The organism is Streptomyces sp. NPDC104202, from assembly GCF_055584185.1.
This window is the reverse complement of record NZ_JBVJMN010000045.1, coordinates 40172-55962: the sequence shown is the minus strand read 5'-3', so window position 1 is coordinate 55962 and position 15791 is coordinate 40172. Positions and strand designations below refer to the sequence as shown.

General features: G+C 73.2%; 12 protein-coding genes and 1 pseudogene. 7 read left to right on the top strand and 6 right to left on the bottom strand.

Translation table 11 applies throughout. From position 1 onward, the window contains the following. The first annotated feature begins 115 nt into the window (after positions 1-115). A complete protein-coding gene (locus ACZ60W_RS25960) occupies positions 116-1840 on the top strand; it encodes a PP2C family protein-serine/threonine phosphatase (protein WP_469757775.1) in 1725 nt (574 codons plus the stop codon). Positions 1841-2063: 223 nt separating this feature from the next. On the opposite strand, the gene ACZ60W_RS25955 is transcribed toward ACZ60W_RS25960, so the two are convergent. Together ACZ60W_RS25955 and ACZ60W_RS25950 are read right to left on the bottom strand one after the other, a co-directional pair. Then, positions 2064-3278 carry a S8 family peptidase gene (locus ACZ60W_RS25955; protein WP_469757774.1) on the bottom strand — a complete coding sequence of 405 codons (1215 nt, stop codon included), beginning with the start codon at positions 3276-3278 and terminating at the stop codon, positions 2064-2066. A 323-nt stretch (positions 3279-3601) separates the two neighbouring features. Beyond that, positions 3602-4108, bottom strand: a pseudogene (locus ACZ60W_RS25950) (helix-turn-helix transcriptional regulator); the annotation flags it as partial. Between the two features lie 370 nt (positions 4109-4478). Between ACZ60W_RS25950 and ACZ60W_RS25945 the strand changes: the two are divergent. Next, on the top strand, positions 4479-5996 hold the full coding sequence (locus tag ACZ60W_RS25945) for an alkaline phosphatase family protein (RefSeq protein ID WP_469757773.1): 1518 nt from the start codon (positions 4479-4481) through the stop codon (positions 5994-5996). A gap of 166 nt (positions 5997-6162) precedes the next feature. Here the strand turns inward: ACZ60W_RS25945 and ACZ60W_RS25940 are convergent, their stop codons facing one another. Together ACZ60W_RS25940 and ACZ60W_RS25935 are read right to left on the bottom strand one after the other, a co-directional pair. Further along, positions 6163-6543 (bottom strand): hypothetical protein, encoded by a 381-nt coding sequence (locus tag ACZ60W_RS25940; RefSeq protein WP_469757772.1) that lies wholly within the window; start codon positions 6541-6543, stop codon positions 6163-6165. A gap of 105 nt (positions 6544-6648) precedes the next feature. Continuing rightward, positions 6649-7362 (bottom strand): TetR/AcrR family transcriptional regulator, encoded by a 714-nt coding sequence (locus tag ACZ60W_RS25935; RefSeq protein ID WP_469757771.1) that lies wholly within the window; start codon positions 7360-7362, stop codon positions 6649-6651. A gap of 151 nt (positions 7363-7513) precedes the next feature. On the opposite strand from ACZ60W_RS25935, the gene ACZ60W_RS25930 reads away from it, so the two are divergent. The 3 genes from ACZ60W_RS25930 (at position 7514) to ACZ60W_RS25920 (ending at position 11419) form a co-directional block, all read left to right on the top strand. Next, on the top strand, positions 7514-8737 hold the full coding sequence (locus tag ACZ60W_RS25930; protein ID WP_469757770.1) for a saccharopine dehydrogenase family protein: 1224 nt from the start codon (positions 7514-7516) through the stop codon (positions 8735-8737). A gap of 245 nt (positions 8738-8982) precedes the next feature. Next, positions 8983-10632, top strand: a complete 1650-nt coding sequence (locus ACZ60W_RS25925) for a sodium/solute symporter (protein ID WP_469757769.1) — start codon at positions 8983-8985, stop codon at positions 10630-10632. Positions 10633-10873: 241 nt separating this feature from the next. Next, positions 10874-11419, top strand: a complete 546-nt coding sequence (locus tag ACZ60W_RS25920; RefSeq protein ID WP_469757768.1) for an EF-hand domain-containing protein — start codon at positions 10874-10876, stop codon at positions 11417-11419. A 103-nt stretch (positions 11420-11522) separates the two neighbouring features. Here ACZ60W_RS25920 and ACZ60W_RS25915 read toward each other — a convergent pair whose 3' ends face one another. Further along, positions 11523-11861 carry a thioredoxin family protein gene (locus ACZ60W_RS25915; RefSeq protein ID WP_469757767.1) on the bottom strand — a complete coding sequence of 113 codons (339 nt, stop codon included), beginning with the start codon at positions 11859-11861 and terminating at the stop codon, positions 11523-11525. A 231-nt stretch (positions 11862-12092) separates the two neighbouring features. Here ACZ60W_RS25915 and ACZ60W_RS25910 point away from each other — a divergent pair, with 231 nt between their 5' ends. After that, on the top strand, positions 12093-13484 hold the full coding sequence (locus tag ACZ60W_RS25910) for a Fic family protein (RefSeq protein WP_469757766.1): 1392 nt from the start codon (positions 12093-12095) through the stop codon (positions 13482-13484). Positions 13485-13633: 149 nt separating this feature from the next. On the opposite strand, the gene ACZ60W_RS25905 is transcribed toward ACZ60W_RS25910, so the two are convergent. Then, on the bottom strand, positions 13634-14686 hold the full coding sequence (locus tag ACZ60W_RS25905; RefSeq protein ID WP_469757765.1) for a YncE family protein: 1053 nt from the start codon (positions 14684-14686) through the stop codon (positions 13634-13636). Between the two features lie 147 nt (positions 14687-14833). Here ACZ60W_RS25905 and ACZ60W_RS25900 point away from each other — a divergent pair, with 147 nt between their 5' ends. Then, on the top strand, positions 14834-15775 hold the full coding sequence (locus ACZ60W_RS25900; protein WP_469757764.1) for a LysR family transcriptional regulator: 942 nt from the start codon (positions 14834-14836) through the stop codon (positions 15773-15775). Positions 15776-15791: the final 16 nt, after the last annotated feature.

Sequence of the window (15791 nt, the reverse complement as noted above, 5' to 3'; positions counted from 1 at the left end):
GTGACGTGGCTCTCTTCCCGGGACCGGGACGGATCTCCGGGAGGCGCCACGGCACCCCGCGGGATCCGCCGCGTCCCCGTCGCACGTGTCACGGTCACCCGAGGAGAGGCCACGCATGGAGCAGGTCCCCACCGGACACGAAGCCCGCTCCGCCCTCGACCACCAGGCCCTCCGTGAACTCCTCGCGTCCCAGCGCGCCCGCATCAGCGCCTTCGCGCGGGGCTACCCGGTCCGGCGGCACCCCGCCGGCCCGCCGCCGGCCGCGGAACCGCCGCCGCCGCTCCCCGACCTCGCCCAGCGGATCCTGGACGCCGTACCCATGGCCGGCATCCTCGTCGCCCCCGTCCTCGACGCCGACGGACACCTCACCGACTTCCTGTACGTCACCCAGAACACCCGCGCCGCCTCCTACTCCGAGGCCCACGTCCCCCGCGAATCGGTCGCCCCCTGGACCGGCCCCGTCTCCCTCTTCGACCGCTTCCCCGTCCTCGAACACACGGCCCTGCCCCGCATGCTCGCCGACGCCCACCGCACCCGCGCGCCCCAGGGACCCGAGCCCGTCGAATGGTTCATCCCCCGGGCCTCCGGCCCGCCCGCCCGGCTCAGCAACGACGTCCACGTGGCCCCCTGCGGCGACTACCTCCTCATCCTGTGGGAGCCCGGCCACCGCGTGCCCATGGCCGTCGCCGCACAGAAACTCGTCCGCACCTGCTGGGCCGAATGGAACATCTCCGACGGCACGGTCGCCCCCTCCCGCGGCTTCGGGTACGTCCTCGGCCTCGGCCCCTCCGTCCCCGCGCCCGCCGACCTCCTCGGCCTGGCCGACCTGGTCTCCCCCGGCAGCCTCCCCGAGCTGTACCGCCTCCTCTACGACGTCCTCCTCCGCAAGCGGCGCTCCGCCTGCGACCTCCGCCTGCCCGGCGCGTACGAGCGCACCATCCGCATGGTCGCCGAGCCGGTCCGCGCCGCCCCCCGCGGACCCGTCTGGGCCATCCGCGCCGTCCTCGTCGACGTCACCGAGGACCGCCGCCGCCGGGCCCTCGCGGAGGCCGCCGGCGCGGAGGCGCGTCGCCAGCACGACCGCGCCCGGGCGCTCGGCGAGGTCGCGGACTCGCTCCGCGACGCCGTCCTGCCCCGCTCGACGGGCGAACTCACCCCGTACGGCCTCGACGCGGCCGCCGTCTACCGCCCCGACTCCACCGGTGCCGGCATCGGCGGCGACTGGTACAAGGCCCGCAGGCTCCCCGGCGGCAAGCTCCTCATCGCCCTCGGCGACGCCCGCGGCCACGGCCTCGACGCCGTCACCCTCATGGCCAAACTCCGCTACGCCCTGGCCGGCCTCGTCTACACCGACGCGCGCGTCGAGCAACTCACCCGCTGGCTCAACGACATGGCCTGCGACGACGGCATCGAGTCCACCGCCACCGCGATCATCGCCCGCTACCACCCCGACCTCAGCGTGCTCCGCTGGACCTGCGCGGGCCATCCTCTCCCCGTCCTCCTGCGCGACGGCCGGGCCACGCTCCTCCCCGTGCCGCCCGGCGGCCCCGGCCTCACCCTCGGGGTCCTCCCCGGCAGCCGCTACACCGCCACCGAGACCCTCCTCGCCCCCGACGACATCGTCCTGCTCTACTCCGACGGCCTCGTCGAACGCAGGGACACCGACCCCGACGAGGACACCGCCCGACTGCTCGCGGCCGCCGAGGAGTGCCTGCGCGAGGCCGGCCCCGTCCACGACCACCCCGGCCTCCAGCACTTCGCCGAGCACCTGGTCGCCCACCTCGACGGCGCCCACCGCTCCGACGACGCCACCCTGCTCGCGGTCCGCCGGACCCGGTGACCGCGCCGCACCGATCCGGACCGGGCGTCCGTTTCGAGCCCGCCTCCTTCGTCGTCGGCACCGCGCGGGCGCAGCCGGCGCCGTACGGACCCTGGGCCGTGCGGCCTGGCCGCGCACGGGGAACCGCCCCGAAGGTGCCGGCTGCCTTCGGGGCGGTTCCCCGTCCGTGCGACGCGCCCGGGCGGCTCGGCGTGCGGCTTCGCCGGTGCGCGGCGGGTGGGTCCTACGGGACGATCTTCAGGAGACGGTTCGGGGAACCGCTGCCCGGACTGGTCACCTTGTTGGGCGTGGCGCCGTTCACGAGGGCCGTGGAGACCTGCGCGGGCGTCGCGGAGGGGTGCCCGGCCAGGTAGATCGCCGCGGCGCCCGCGACGTGCGGGGTCGCCATCGAGGTCCCGGAGATGGTGTTCGTCGCCGTGTCGCCGGTGTTCCAGCCCGCGGTGATGGACACACCGGGTGCGAACAGGTCCAGCACGGAACCGTAGTTGGACCAGCTCGCCTTGGCATCGGTGTTGCTCGTGGCGCCGACGGTGATGGCCGCCGCGACGCGCGCGGGGGACGAGGACGAGGCGTTCACCCCCGAGTTGCCTGCGGCGACCGCGTAGGTGACACCGTCCGCGATGGAGTTCTTCACCGCGTTGTCGAGGGCGGTGGAGGCCCCGCCGCCCAGGGAGAGGTTGGCCACCGCCGGGGCTCCCGCCGTGTGGTGGGCGGTGACCCAGTCGATGCCCGCGATGACGCCGGCGGTCGTGCCGGAGCCGTTGTTGTCGAGCACGCGGACGGCCACGATCTTCGCGGCCTTCGCCACGCCGTACGTCGACCCGGCGATGGTGGTGGCGACGTGGGTGCCGTGCCCGTTGCCGTCCTGGGCGACCGAGTCGCCGTCGACGGCGTCGTACCCGTTGACCGCCCGGCCGCCGAACTCGGTGTGGCTGATCCGCACGCCGGTGTCGATGACGTAGGCGGTGATCCCGCCGCCGGCGCTGTCCGGATAGGTGTACGTGCCGGACAGCGGCAGGTTCGCCTGGTCGATGCGGTCCAGGCCCCAGGGCGCGTTGTTCTGCGTCGCGTCCGAGCGGACGACCTGGTTCTGCTCGACGGACGCGACGGCGGGGTCGGCCGCGAGGCGGCGGGCCGCCGCCGCGTCGAGCGTCGCGGTGTAGCCGTTGACCGCCGCGCCGAAGGTCGTGCCGACCTTGCCGCCGTAACCGGCTATCAGCTGACGGCCCTTGGCGGAGCCGGCCTTGAAGCCCGCGCCCTGCCTGAGCGTGACGATGTAGCTGCCGGGGACCGCGTCGGCCGACTCGGCCGCGAGGACGACGCCCTCGGCGGGCGCCGCTTGGGCGGGAACGGCGGCGAACGTGCCTAGCAGAGCGGCGGTGGTCGCCGCCGAGACGGTCACGGCGAGGCGCGTCGTGGTGCTCTTCGGGAGTGCCATGGCGAGGGAGTCCTCCTCGTGTGCGTCGCGCGCCCGGGGTGGGGCGGCGCGACGGCTGTGGGGGGTGCACGTGGGGTCACGCACACGGCCGGAGCGGGTGTCCCCGATCCCGGCGTGATCAGCAGCCTGGCCGTTCCGAGGGCGCGGCTCAAGGAAGTTGAGGCCTTGTCATGCATCTGCCATATGCCTGCAATCGAAGCCCCGCCGAACCCGCCGGAGGTGGCCGGAACAGGCACGTCACCGGCCGGAACCGAGCCGTCAGGGCAGGCGCGGCCGACCATGGCGGAACACCCCGCGCGACAGCGAGGGGCGACCCCTCCCGCTCAGGGCGACTCCGCGCAACGCACGCCGAGCGCGGCCGCACGCTCCCACAAGTGGGCCCGCAGTGACGCCGGTTCCAGCGCCTCCGCGTCCATCCCCAGCCTCCACAGCGCCCGCTCGGCGTGCCGCGCGTCCTGGAACGTCACCTCCCACCGCAGCCGGCCGTCCGCCTCCGGCGCCTCCGCCCGCACCACGAGCGCCGTGTCCATCAGCGCCTCCCGCCGTGCCGGTTCGACCCGCAACCGCACGACGAGATGGTCGCCCCCGGCCAGGAAACGGGCCGACCACTGCCGCCACGCCCGTTCCGGATCCACCTCGCTCGGCCGCTGGGCCGCCTCCGCGCGCCCCTCGGCCGCCAGCAGCCGCGACAGCCGGTACGTACGGTCCTCACCCGCCCTCGTGGCCAGTAGGTACCCCCGGTCCCGCACCGTCACCAGACCGATCGGATCCACCGTGCGCCACCGCGCCTCCTCACCCGTCGCCGCGTAGTGGATCCGCAGCTTCCGCCCGATGTCGCGCAGCACGGTACGAGTGGACACCTCCAGCTCCCGCGCCAGGGTCTCCGCGGTCGACCGCCGTGGCCTGATGCGAACGTGGCGCCGGTCGGCTCTGAGGCGTGTCGCACCGAGGGCAAGGCCCTTGCTCCGAAGCGGAGATGCCGTGTGCACGGGAGTCGACGACTCCCGCGCACACGGCATTGAGTGGGGCGCCCGCAACGCTGTAGATCACGGCAAGGTAACGGGTCTGAACCAGACGTCCTCCATTCATCTGCGAGGGGGATGGCGTCCATCTGCTGATCCTCGGGCAGGCCCAGGCTCTTCCACGCCCGGCCACGACGGCCGTGCGCCCACCCCGCAGGTCCCTCCCCAAGGAGATGTCGTGCACCTGTCCCGTACGCTTCGCGCCGTCCTCGCAGGCACCGTCGCGGCAGCAGTGCTGCCGCTCGCCGCCGCACACGCCACCGCAGCGGGCGGCACGGAGGCGTCGGCCTCCGGCGTCGGCGCGGCGGCCAAGCGCCCCAAGTCGTTGGTGATCGGCGTCGACGGGGCGACGTTCGCCAAGTTCGAGAAGGCGCAGATGCCCCGGGTGAAGGGCCTCATGGCGGCCGGCATGACGGCGACCGGCAACCTCTACGCGAACCCGCTGGCCCCCACGTACTCGGGGCCGGGCTGGTCGACCATCGCCACCGGTGCGTGGCCCGACAAGCACAAGGTCGTCGACAACACCTTCAACGGCGCCCGGTACGACCTCTACCCGGACTACGCGACCCGGCTGGAGGCTGCCGACCCGACCGTCGACACGCTGGTCGTGGGTACCTGGAGCCCGATCCGTGACACGGTCTTCGGGGCCGCGGTGGACACCCGTCGCGGCGGGGTCAGCGACGCCGACACGACCACGACCGCCGTCTCCAAGCTGACCACCACGGACGCGGACGCCACCTTCGTGCACCTCGACGAGGTCGACGGCGCCGGCCACTCCTACGGCACCGAGAACCAGATCTACCTGGACGCCCTCCAGGCGGCCGACACCCGGATCGGCCGGATCCTCGACGCCGTCACCTCCCGTGCCACGTACGCCGACGAGGACTGGCAGATCATCGTCACCGCCGACCACGGCCACACGGCCGGCGGAGGCCACGGCGGGAACAGCCCGGCCGAACGGCAGACGTTCGTCATCGCCAAGGGAGCCGGCTTCACCGCGGGTTCCGTCCGCCAGGACGTCAAGATCACGGACATCGCCCCGACCGTCCTCACCCACTTCGGCGTCACCCCCGCCCCCGCCTGGCAGCTCGACGGCCAGGCGATCGGTGCCCTCGTGCCCGACGCCTTCGACGCCCTCCGCCCGTCCCTGAAGACCCGCGTGGACGAACTCGCCCTGCCGGCCGCCCTCAAGGGCTGGACGACCACCGCGCCCACCGGCTGGACCATCGACAACTCCGCCATGCCCACCGGCGGCGTGACCGAGTGGCGCGGCTGGTCCTTCGCGACCGACGAGTTCTGGAGCAACTCCCAGCTGGGCCAGGGCCGCGAGACCAACGTCCGGGCGCGCAACGTCTTCGCCGTCGCCGACTCCGACGAGTGGGACGACAAGTCCCACGGCGCCGGCCAGTTCGACTCCACCCTCGTCAGCCCGGCCTACAGCGTGACCGGCGGCGCCAAGGCGACCGTCTCCTACGCGACGAACTACAAGGTGGACGGCCCGCAGACCGGGGACGTCTACGTCTCCTTCGACGGCGGCACCCCGCAGCTCCTCCAGTCCTACCGCGCGGACCGCAACACCGTCGAGAAGCTGAGCTTCGCCGTCCCCGCCGGTGCCACCACCGCTCGGCTGCGCTTCCGGTACACGGGTACCAACAGCGCCTTCTGGACCATCGACCAGGTCACCGTCACCTCCTGACCCGCAGCCTCCCGAGGGGACGGAAGCGAGAGCGCACCTCGGCGCTCCCGCTTCCGTCCCCGACGGCGTCACCACCACCGGCCCCACCCGCTGCCCCGTGCACGGCCGGCCGGCCTCGCGTCTCCTCGCGGAGCCAAGGGGTCGGAAGTGCCCTCCGCGACCGGCGTCACCAGAGGCGGAGAAAGCTCCGCACGTCGTCGTAGCCGTCCTGCGCCCTGGCGTCCACATCCTCCGGGTCCGCCTCCGACCGCGCCGCCAGCGACTCGGCCGGCGCCAGAGCCTCCGCACCGAGGCGCCCGAAACGCCGCGCGGCGTGCCCCGGACACAGACCTGCCAGCCCGAGCAGAGGACTACCCGCCACAGCCCGGGTGCCGACCCGCACACACCAGTACTCGACGAACTCCGCGTCGTCGTGCAACGCCGTCCCGACCAGGACGGACGCCCCGTCGAACTCAGCCGACCCGTCGCGCAGGGCCCGTTCCAGCGTCTCGACCACCACGGCGTGGGGGAGCGCCGGCGGGTTCTCGAAGCTCCGATGCACGTGCATCCCGCGAGCGTACGCGGCTGCGTCGCCTGCCCTGCCTGCCGCACCCGCCCCTTCCGTATCGCCCATGTCCTCCTCTGACCGCGAGACGTGGGCTGACGACGGGACCTACGACGATTCCCGTCCGCCGGCCAGCCGGGCCTCCGCGTCGCCGAGCAACGTGTCCAGGACGGCCGGATAGGCGCTGTGGTTCATGCGGGCCGCGAGGAGGCGGGCGGTGGCGGAGATGTGGGGATGGGTGTCGGGCGGCAGCTGGGCGTAGGTGGAGGTCCACATGTCCTCGTCCGCCTCTCTGACCTCGTCGCCGATGGCGAGGGCGCCGGCGTCGAGCGCGGCGAAGGCGAGCGCCAGGTCGATGAAGGCGTGGTAGGTGGCGACGGCGTCGGTGTCGCCGAAGCCTGCGGTGCGGAGGACGCCGAGGATGGTCTCGTCCACCTCGATCTCGCGGGGACGGCCGGTGACGCGGCTCGCGGTGAGGAGGGCGGCCTGGGGGTGGGCGAGGTAGGAGGCGTGGATGGCGAGGCCGAGCGAGCGCAGGTCGGCCCGCCAGGCCCCGGTGGCGGTCCAGCTGTCCAGGGCGCGGCCCATCAGCTCCTCGCCGATGGCGCGGGTCAGACCGTCGAGGCCGGCGAAGTACCGGTAGAGGGTGCTGGGGTCGGCGCCCAGCGCGGCCCCCAGACGGCGGGCCGTCAGGCCGGCGCCGCCGTGCTCGCGGAGCATCCGCAGCGCCGTCTCCACGATGAGCTTCTCGGAGAGCACGGTGCCCTGGCGCGTCGGCCGCCGTCTGCGCCGTTCCCCCTCCGCGACCACCTTCTTCGGCATCGCGCACCGCCTTCCGCGAGGGGCGAGACGCGCCGGTTCGCCCTTCCGCCCATCCTTATGCCAACGCCGTAGACTTTAACGGAGCACATCGGGTTCCATCGAGCCGTGCCCGGCCGCACGCCGGGAGCGACTCGACGAAAGGGTGTCTGACATGCGTGTTCTTCTGGTGGGTGCGGGCGGCGTCGGCACCGCCGTCACCCGTATCGCGGCCCGTCGCGGCTTCCTGGCCCACATGGTCGTCGCCGACTACGACGTGGCCCGCGCGGAGGCCGCCGTGGCCGCGCTCGACGACGGTGAGGGCCGCTTCAGCGCCCGCCGCCTGGACGCCACGGACGAGGAGGCGGTCCGCGCACTCCTCGCCGAGGAGCGCTGCGACGTCCTGCTCAACGCGACCGACCCCAGGTTCGTCATGCCCCTCTTCCGCAGCGCCCTCGCCGCCGACGCGCACTACGTCGACATGGCGATGTCGCTGTCCGTGCCGCATCCGACCACCCCGTACGAGCAGTGCGGGGTCAAGCTCGGCGACGAGCAGTTCGCGATGGCGCGGGAGTGGGAGAGCTCCGGACGTCTGGCGCTCGTCGGCATGGGCGTGGAGCCGGGGCTCTCGGACGTGTTCGCCCGGTACGCGGCCGACGAGCTGTTCGACGAGATCGAGGAGCTCGGCGTCCGTGACGGCGCCAACCTGACCGTCGAGGGCTACGACTTCGCGCCGTCCTTCAGCATCTGGACCACGATCGAGGAGTGCCTCAACCCGCCCGTCGTCTACGAGAAGGACCGCGGCTGGTTCACCACCGCCCCCTTCAGCGAGCCGGAGGTCTTCGACTTCCCCGAGGGCATCGGCCCCGTGGAGTGCGTGAACGTCGAGCACGAGGAGGTCCTCCTCATGCCCCGCTGGCTCGACGCGCGCCGCGTGACCTTCAAGTACGGTCTCGGCGACGACTTCATCGCCAAGCTCAAGACCCTCCACGCCCTCGGCCTCGACGCGACCGCGAAGGTGACCGTCCCCGGCCCCGACGGCCCCGTCCAGGTCTCCCCGCGTGACGTGGTCGCCGCCTGTCTCCCCGACCCCGCCACCCTGGGCGACCGCATGAAGGGCAAGACCTGCGCCGGCACCTGGGTGAAGGGCACCAAGGACGGCGCCCCGCGCGAGGTGTACCTCTACCACGTCGTCGACAACGAGTGGACGATGCGCGAGTACGGCTCCCAGGCCGTGGTCTGGCAGACCGCCATCAACCCGGTGATCGCCCTCGAACTCCTCGCCGACGGCACCTGGAAGGCGGGCGGCGTCCTCGGCCCCGAGGCCCTTCCGCCCCAGCCCTTCCTCGACCTCCTGGGCGAGTACGGAGCCCCCTGGGGTCTTCGCGAAGAGCGCTGACCGCATACGGGCCCCGTCCTCGTGACGGGGCCCGGTCGCAGGTGCCGGTCGCCCGTCTGTGCCGGCCTCGGTCGACTCACAGCAGGGCGTACCGCGCCGGCGGCGGGCCATGCCTTGGTCCCGGGCACAGACCCCCGGGGCACCCCGGTGTGCCGGTGACCCGTCTGCGGCCGTGCCCCTGCCCTGGGGGCGGGGGCCGTGTTCTCGTGGGGCCGACTCCCCGTCTCTCGTGCCCCTGGAGAACGATGACCGCCCACGTCCTCTTCGCCGCCGCACCCTCCATGTCCGCCGGTGACACGCGGAGCGCGGTCCTGATCGGCTTCCTCCTCGTCGTCGTCGCGTCGCTCTTCGCGTGCCTGCTCCTGGGGCCCCAGCGCGAGGAGGCGGAGACCTTCTACGTCGGCCGGCGGCGCGACAAGCCGCTGCGCAACAGCCTTGCGCTGGCCGGCGACTACGTCTCGTCGGCGACCGTGGTGGGCACGGCGGGAACCGTGGCCCTGATGGGGTTCGACGGGCTGTTCGTGGCGGGCAGCACCCTTGCCGCGCTCGGCGTCCTGTACTTCCTCGCCGGTCCGCTGAGGGCACGCGGACGGTTCACCCTCGCCGACGTCTTCGCGGACCGGGCGCCGGGGACGGCCGTACGGGTCACGGCGGCCGTCGTCACCCTGATCGTCTGCCTGCTCTACCTGGTCGTGCAGCTCTCCGCGGTGGCGCTGGTCACCGCGCAGCTCCTGGGCCTGGAGACGGTGGGCGCGCAGCGCGCGATCGCCGTGATGACCGGCGTCCTCATCACCTGCGCCACCGCCGTCGGCGGCATGCGCGGCGCGACGGCCCTGCAGACGGCCAAGTCGGTCGTCGTCCTGATGGCGCTGACCCTCGTCGTCGGTGCGCTGCTGACCCGTTTCGGCTGGAACCCGGCCGGCCTGCTCGACGCCGCCGAGACCAACAACGGCGCCGGCCCCGCCTACTTCCGGCCCGGACTCCTCCAGCAGTCCAACCCCAGCGCCAGCTGGGGCTTCGACTTCGTGGGGCTCCAGCTCAGCATCGTGCTCGGGGCGGCCGTCATGCCGCACGTCCTGATGCGGCTGCACGCCACGCCCGGCCCCACCGCGGCCCGCCGGTCCGTCCGCGGGGCCCTGTTCGCCGTGGGAGCCGTCCTCGTCCTCACCGTGCTGATCGGCCTGGGCGCGGCGGCGACCGTCGGCGGCGCCAGACTGGCGGCGGTCAGTCCCGGAGGCACCGGAGCGCTGATGCTCACCACCGGCACCCTCGCGGGAGGCCCCGGGGCCACCTGGGGCGCGGTGCTGTTCGTCCTCGTCGCCACCGCCGTCTTCGCGACCTCCCTCGCCGTCATCGCGGGCATCACCCTGACCGCCTCGGCCGCGATCGGCCACGACCTCTACCGGCACGCCCTGCGTCGGACGGACGGACGGGACAAGGGAGTCGAACTCGGCACCGCCCGCTGGGGCGCCGTCGCCGTCAGCGCGGCGGGCATGGCCCTCACCTACGCGGCCCTCGCGTGGAACATGCAGATGTTCAGCTGGGTCGCCCTCGCCCTCGCGGCCTCCAGCCTCCTGCCCGCCCTCGTGTACTCCCTCTTCTGGAGCCGCTTCACCGAACGCGGCCTGCTGTGGACGCTCGCGGGCGGCGCCGCCCTCGTCCTCGTCCTCCAGGTCTTCACCCCCGTCGTGTCCGGCCTCCCCTCGTCGCTCCTCCCTCGGTACGACTTCGCCTGGCTGCCGCTCCAGTCCGTCGCCCCGCTCTCCATTCCGGCGGGGTTCGCCCTCGGGTGGCTCGGGAGCATCGTCGGCGGGGGCTCACGCGGCGCGGAGCGCGGTTCGGCGACGTCGACGGTGAAGGAGGCGACGACGAGGGTGACGGCCACGCCGTCGTGACGCGGGCCGTCGGCCGGCCGGCCGTGCGGGAGGTGAGGGCGAGCTCGTACGTGGTGACCGTCGTGGAGCCCCCTCCCTTGATCACTCTCACTCCCCAGGGTGAACCCAGACCGTCAAACAGGCGCACGAGGCATCGGCCGTACAGGCCGGACCCTCGCGCGCCCCACCGCACTCCCGGGCGCCGTTGGGGCCCGGCGAGTCGGGGGCAGGATGGCGACGACCCTCGACGGAAAGGCTGACCGTGGCAAGTGAGTTCCAGCGCGACAAGCTCCTGAACATGTTCCGCGCGTTCGACGCCGACGGCAACGGCTACCTCGACCAGAGCGACTTCCGGGCGCTCGCCGAACGCTGGAAGGAGCTGCCCCGCGTGCGCCAGGGATCCGACCTGGCCGGCCGCGTGGACGCGGTCATGCTCGGGTGGTGGGACCACCTCGCCGCCCAGGCGGACGCGAACAACGACGGCAAGGTCGACCTGGACGAGATCCTCGCCATGGTGGACCGGCTCCCCACGATGCGCGAGGTGGTCGCCGCGACCGCGGAGACGATCTTCGACGCCGTCGACGAGAACGGCGACGGCCGCATCTCTCCCGGCGAGCACCGGCAGCTGGTCGACACCTGGCACGGTGAGCGCGTCCAGGTCGACGACGTCTTCCACCGCCTCGACCAGGACGGGGACGGGTACCTGAGCCGTCCCGAGTTCACCGAACTGTGGATCCAGTTCTGGGTCAGCGACGACCCGGCCGAACCGGGCAACCACGTGTGCGGCCCCGTCCCGACCCGCACCTGACGACCACGGCGCCGACTCCGGCACGCGACGGCGCACGGAAGGAGAGGGGGAACACCGGTGGCACCCGGAGAGCTCGCGCGGAGCGTACGGGCGGCACCGGACCTCAGAGGTGTTCGTCCAGCACCCTCTGCATCTCGACGGTGCTGGTGCTCCCGGGACTGTGGGCCACCACCTGTCCGTCCTCCAGCAGGACGTAAGCAGTGGCCCCGGTGATCCCGTAGCGCTTGGTCGCGTCCGGGCAGCGCGTGATGTCCACGCGAACGGCCGTCAGCCGGTCCCCGTACTCGTCGGCGACGCCGCCGACGAGCAGGTCCATCGCACGGCTGGGCTCGATCGCCTTCGGCCACGTCCCGGTGAAATACGCGAGCACGGGAACTCGGCTCATCCTGAGGATGAAGTCGAACTCCGCGTCCTCCCGGGGCTGGTGGACCCGCTTCGCCATGGGAAGCTCCTGACCTCGTGTTCCGTCGTCTTCCGTCCATCATCTCCCGCGCGGGACGGGGTCCGGCCGCGCCCTGCCCCGGCCCGCGCCGCAGCATTCGGCAGGCCCCGGCCACCTCGTACGCCGTGGACGCGCGCCCGGCCCCACAGCGCGATGCCCTCCTGCGCCGGCGCTTCCTCTCCGCCGACAAACCGGTTGATCCGGAGCCGCGTGAACGCGCACCCTTGCGTGATGATCGTCGACCTGGCACCCCGCTTCCTGACCTGGGACGACGTGGATCCCGCCCGTCATCCCTTCGACAGCGCGTCGGTGCCGGAGGTGATCCGGTCGCTGGGACCGGCCCGCGCGGTGCCCCGCCGCCCGGAGCCGGGCCGGGACGGCGACGAGGAGTCGGGCCCGTACGGCAACGCGACGAGGGACTGGAGCTGGAACGAGGGCAAGCCCTGGGCCGACGCCATGTCCGCGGCCCTCGCCCGGCACTACGGCCCGTGGGCCGTCGGCTGGAGGTGGGCCCACGACGAGGGCGACTTCGACGGCGGCCCCGTCGGGAACTGGTGCTGCCCGAGCCACTCGATCACCACGCCGGAGGAGACCCTCGCCCGCGTCGCGGCGGCGCTGTGTGAATGGCGCGACTGGCTGGAGAGCCTCGCCGACCGGTTCGACGCGTACCCCCTCACGCTCGCCGACATCGAGGACCAGAGAATCCTGTGGGAGCGGGCGGCCCGCCATCTGATCCTCCAGGTCGTCGACCGCACCGGCTGCGGTAGCGGCTGGTACGGACACTGCGGCCAGGTGCTCGTCTGGTTCCTCAGCCGGTGGGGCGTCGCACCCGAGCGGGCGGAGAGCCTCGTGGAGGAGGCCGTCGGCGGACGCTTCGGGAGCTGGATCGGCCCTGACCAACGGCTCGTCGACGAGGTCGCGGAGCGCCTCGCGCTGTCGGTGGGACCCGCCGACCCCGCCGTACGCGCCCCCGAGCCGGTTCCCGACCACCTGGAACGCTGGCTGACCGTACGCGAGACCGTGCCCTGGCAGGAGGCCCCGGACGGCGGCGGGGACGGACCGGTGACGCCCGCGCGCGACGGCGCCGCGGAGGACATCCGCTCCTTCGACGCCGTACTGGACCCCGCCCGGGCCGCCGGCATGCTCGCCGCACTGGAACGGCTGCGCGCCGACGCGGCAGAGGGCGCCGTCCTCGACTTCGCCCTGCTCCAGAGCTGGCAGCAGCACGTACTGGGAACCCCGGGACCGCCCCCGTTCCGTCACCTGCCCGCGTTCGCCAAGGCAGGCCGGGAGCGCTACGGCATCGACCCGGACACCCGGCCCCGCCTGGACGCCTGCCTGGCCCAGGCCGTGAAGGACACCCGCAACCCCCTTCCCCTGACGGTCCGCGCCGCCCGCGCGTCTCTCGACGTCTGCTTCTTCCACCCCTTCGCCGACGGCAACGCCCGGGCCGCCTTCCTCACCCTCCTCTTCGTCCTCGCCCGCGAGGGTGTCGCACTCGACGACGTCACCCTGCTGCGCCGCATCACCTTCCAGGCCGACGCGCCGGAGGACGCACTGATCCTCACCCGCTACCTCGACTGCCACCTCGCCTCGACCCGGAAGGCCGTGAACGGTTCGTAGGACCTGCGCGACCATGCGGACCCGATCAGGCCGGTCGGACCGGACCCGAGGGGAAGGGGCAGGCAGACCCCAGGAAGGTCCCCCACGACCGGGCACTCCCGTCCGGCACCGGTGTGCCTGGTGACGGGTGCCCGGCCGGTCGAGGGTGCTCAGGCAGGGCCGGGGACGTATGCCAGGCCGTGTGCGCCGGCCTCGCCCAGCTTGGGGACGTCGAGCCGGGCCAGACGGTCCAGCGTCCCCAGGTCGACCACGTCGACGGTCGAGGAGACGGCGCAGGCCACATAGGCGAGCCGGCCGTCCGGCGACGAGGTGATCGTCAGCGGGAAGAGCCCGACCTCCAGCTCGCCCAGGTTCTCGCGGGTGTCGGCGGAGAACACCGTGAGGCGCCCCGGGACGTTGCGGCCGAGCCGGGAGTCCGGATCGGGCGCCATGCGCACCTCGCCGACGAGCAGCCGGCCCGTCGACGTCAGATGCACCGGCAGCACGATGTCCTGCGTGGGCAGCGTGTCGACGACGGTGGCCGTCAGCGCGTCGATGACGCGGATCCCCGGGGCGGCCTGCTCCTGTCCGGCGCCGGAGAAGCTGCCGTAGGGCCCGGCGACGAACACGTGGGACCCGTCGGAGGAGACGGCGAGGCCCTCACTGCCCGGGACCTCGACCTTCGAGGTGAGGGTTCCCCGTTCGAGGTCGACCACCGAGACGAAGGGCGCCTCCTTGTTGGTGGCGTAACCCGTCGTCCCCGCCGGGTCGATGGCGAACCAGTGCGGGCCGGGGGCGTCCGTGTCGATCCGGCCCAGGGGCCGACGGGTCGCCGTGTCGACCACCACGACACCGCCCGGCCGGGCCTCGCCGCCCTCGACGCTGACGTAGAGCCGACCGCGCGCCGCGTCCAGCGCCAAGCCGTGCGGCCCGTGCTCCGGGGCCAGGTCGACGATCTCGACGACGCGACGGGTGTCGGGGTCGATCACGGCCAGCTCGGTGCGCCGACCGCTGTTCGCGTGGTAGTACCCCGAGCGGTACGTCAGCGTGCACCACAGCAGGCGCTGCGCGGGATCGAAGCACAACTCATGCGGCTCGGCGGGGACATGCACCGTGCCGAGCGGCCGGTCCGAGGACGCGTCGAAGAACGACACCGTCGGCCCGCTCTGACTGACGACGGCCAGGACATCGCCTTCCCGACCGGTACGGGGGGACTGCTGCACAGCGACTCCTCGAAAGAGACGAAGGGAGGGAAGCCACGCGTTTTCGCGGGCATCCCCACTCTCGGCGCCGGAGACCGCCACAGCCATGCAAAGATTGACACACCATCATTGCCGCAGACGCAAAAATGCAGTTCAGGAGCGTCACGCATGGATCTCAACCTGCTACGGGTCCTGGACGCCCTGCTCCAGGAGAACAGCGTCACCCGCGCCGCCGAGCGCCTCGGCACCTCGCCAGCGGCCGTCAGTCGCACCCTGGCCCGACTCCGCCGCACCGTCGGCGACCCCCTGCTCGTCCGCGCCGGCCAAGGGCTCGTCCCCACCCCGCGTGCGACGGAACTGCGCGACGAGGTCGGAGCCCTGCTGCGCGGCTGCGACAACGTCCTGCGCCCCGGCCCCGGCTTCGACGCCGCCCACCTCCGCCGCACCTTCACCGTGCAGGCCGCCGACCTCCTCCTCGTCGGCCTGGCCGCGAGCCTCACCGAGCGCATCCATGCCGAAGCACCGCAGGTCGACGTCGTCTTCCTGCCGGAGGCACTGGAAGGCGGCCCCGGCCTCCGCGACGGCGCCGTGGACGTCGAACTGGGCGTCCTCGGTCACCTCGACCCGGAGATCCGTACCCGGCACCTCACCCGGATGACACCCGTCGGCATCGCGCGCAGCGGCCACCCCCTGTTCGACCGGCGGATCGACGCCCGCCGCTTCGCCGCCGCCGACCACATCGGCGTCTCCCGCCTCGGCAAGCGCCTCGGCCCCATCGACACCGCCCTCGCCGACCTCGGCCTCCGCCGCCGTACCGTCGTCGTGGTCCCCACCCACACCAGCGCCATGATGCTCGCCCGCGACACCGACCTCATCGCCCTCGGCCTCGCCGACTGGCTCCCCGACACCCTCTCCGCCATGGGCCTCACCCCCTTCCCCATCCCTCTCGACCTCGCCCCTCTGCACCTCGGCATGGCCTGGCACCCCCGCAACTCCGCCGACCCCGGCCACCGCTGGTTCCGCCGGCACCTGGCGGCCGCGGTACGGGACCCACGCGGAGGCCCGCAGGGCCGGCACGTGGACCGGCAGCGGGCCGAGGAGGCCGGCTGATCCGCTGGCCGAGATC

Bases quoted from the DNA above. Each gene is read 5' to 3' on its own strand.
- ACZ60W_RS25960 (WP_469757775.1), top strand. From the start codon at position 116: ATGGAGCAGGTCCCCACCGGACACGAAGCCCGCTCCGCCCTCGACCAC.
- ACZ60W_RS25955 (WP_469757774.1), bottom strand. From the start codon at position 3,278: ATGGCACTCCCGAAGAGCACCACGACGCGCCTCGCCGTGACCGTCTCG.
- ACZ60W_RS25940 (WP_469757772.1), bottom strand. From the start codon at position 6,543: ATGCACGTGCATCGGAGCTTCGAGAACCCGCCGGCGCTCCCCCACGCC.
- ACZ60W_RS25935 (WP_469757771.1), bottom strand. From the start codon at position 7,362: ATGCCGAAGAAGGTGGTCGCGGAGGGGGAACGGCGCAGACGGCGGCCG.
- ACZ60W_RS25930 (WP_469757770.1), top strand. From the start codon at position 7,514: ATGCGTGTTCTTCTGGTGGGTGCGGGCGGCGTCGGCACCGCCGTCACC.
- ACZ60W_RS25925 (WP_469757769.1), top strand. From the start codon at position 8,983: ATGACCGCCCACGTCCTCTTCGCCGCCGCACCCTCCATGTCCGCCGGT.
- ACZ60W_RS25915 (WP_469757767.1), bottom strand. From the start codon at position 11,861: ATGGCGAAGCGGGTCCACCAGCCCCGGGAGGACGCGGAGTTCGACTTC.
- ACZ60W_RS25910 (WP_469757766.1), top strand. From the start codon at position 12,093: ATGATCGTCGACCTGGCACCCCGCTTCCTGACCTGGGACGACGTGGAT.
- ACZ60W_RS25900 (WP_469757764.1), top strand. From the start codon at position 14,834: ATGGATCTCAACCTGCTACGGGTCCTGGACGCCCTGCTCCAGGAGAAC.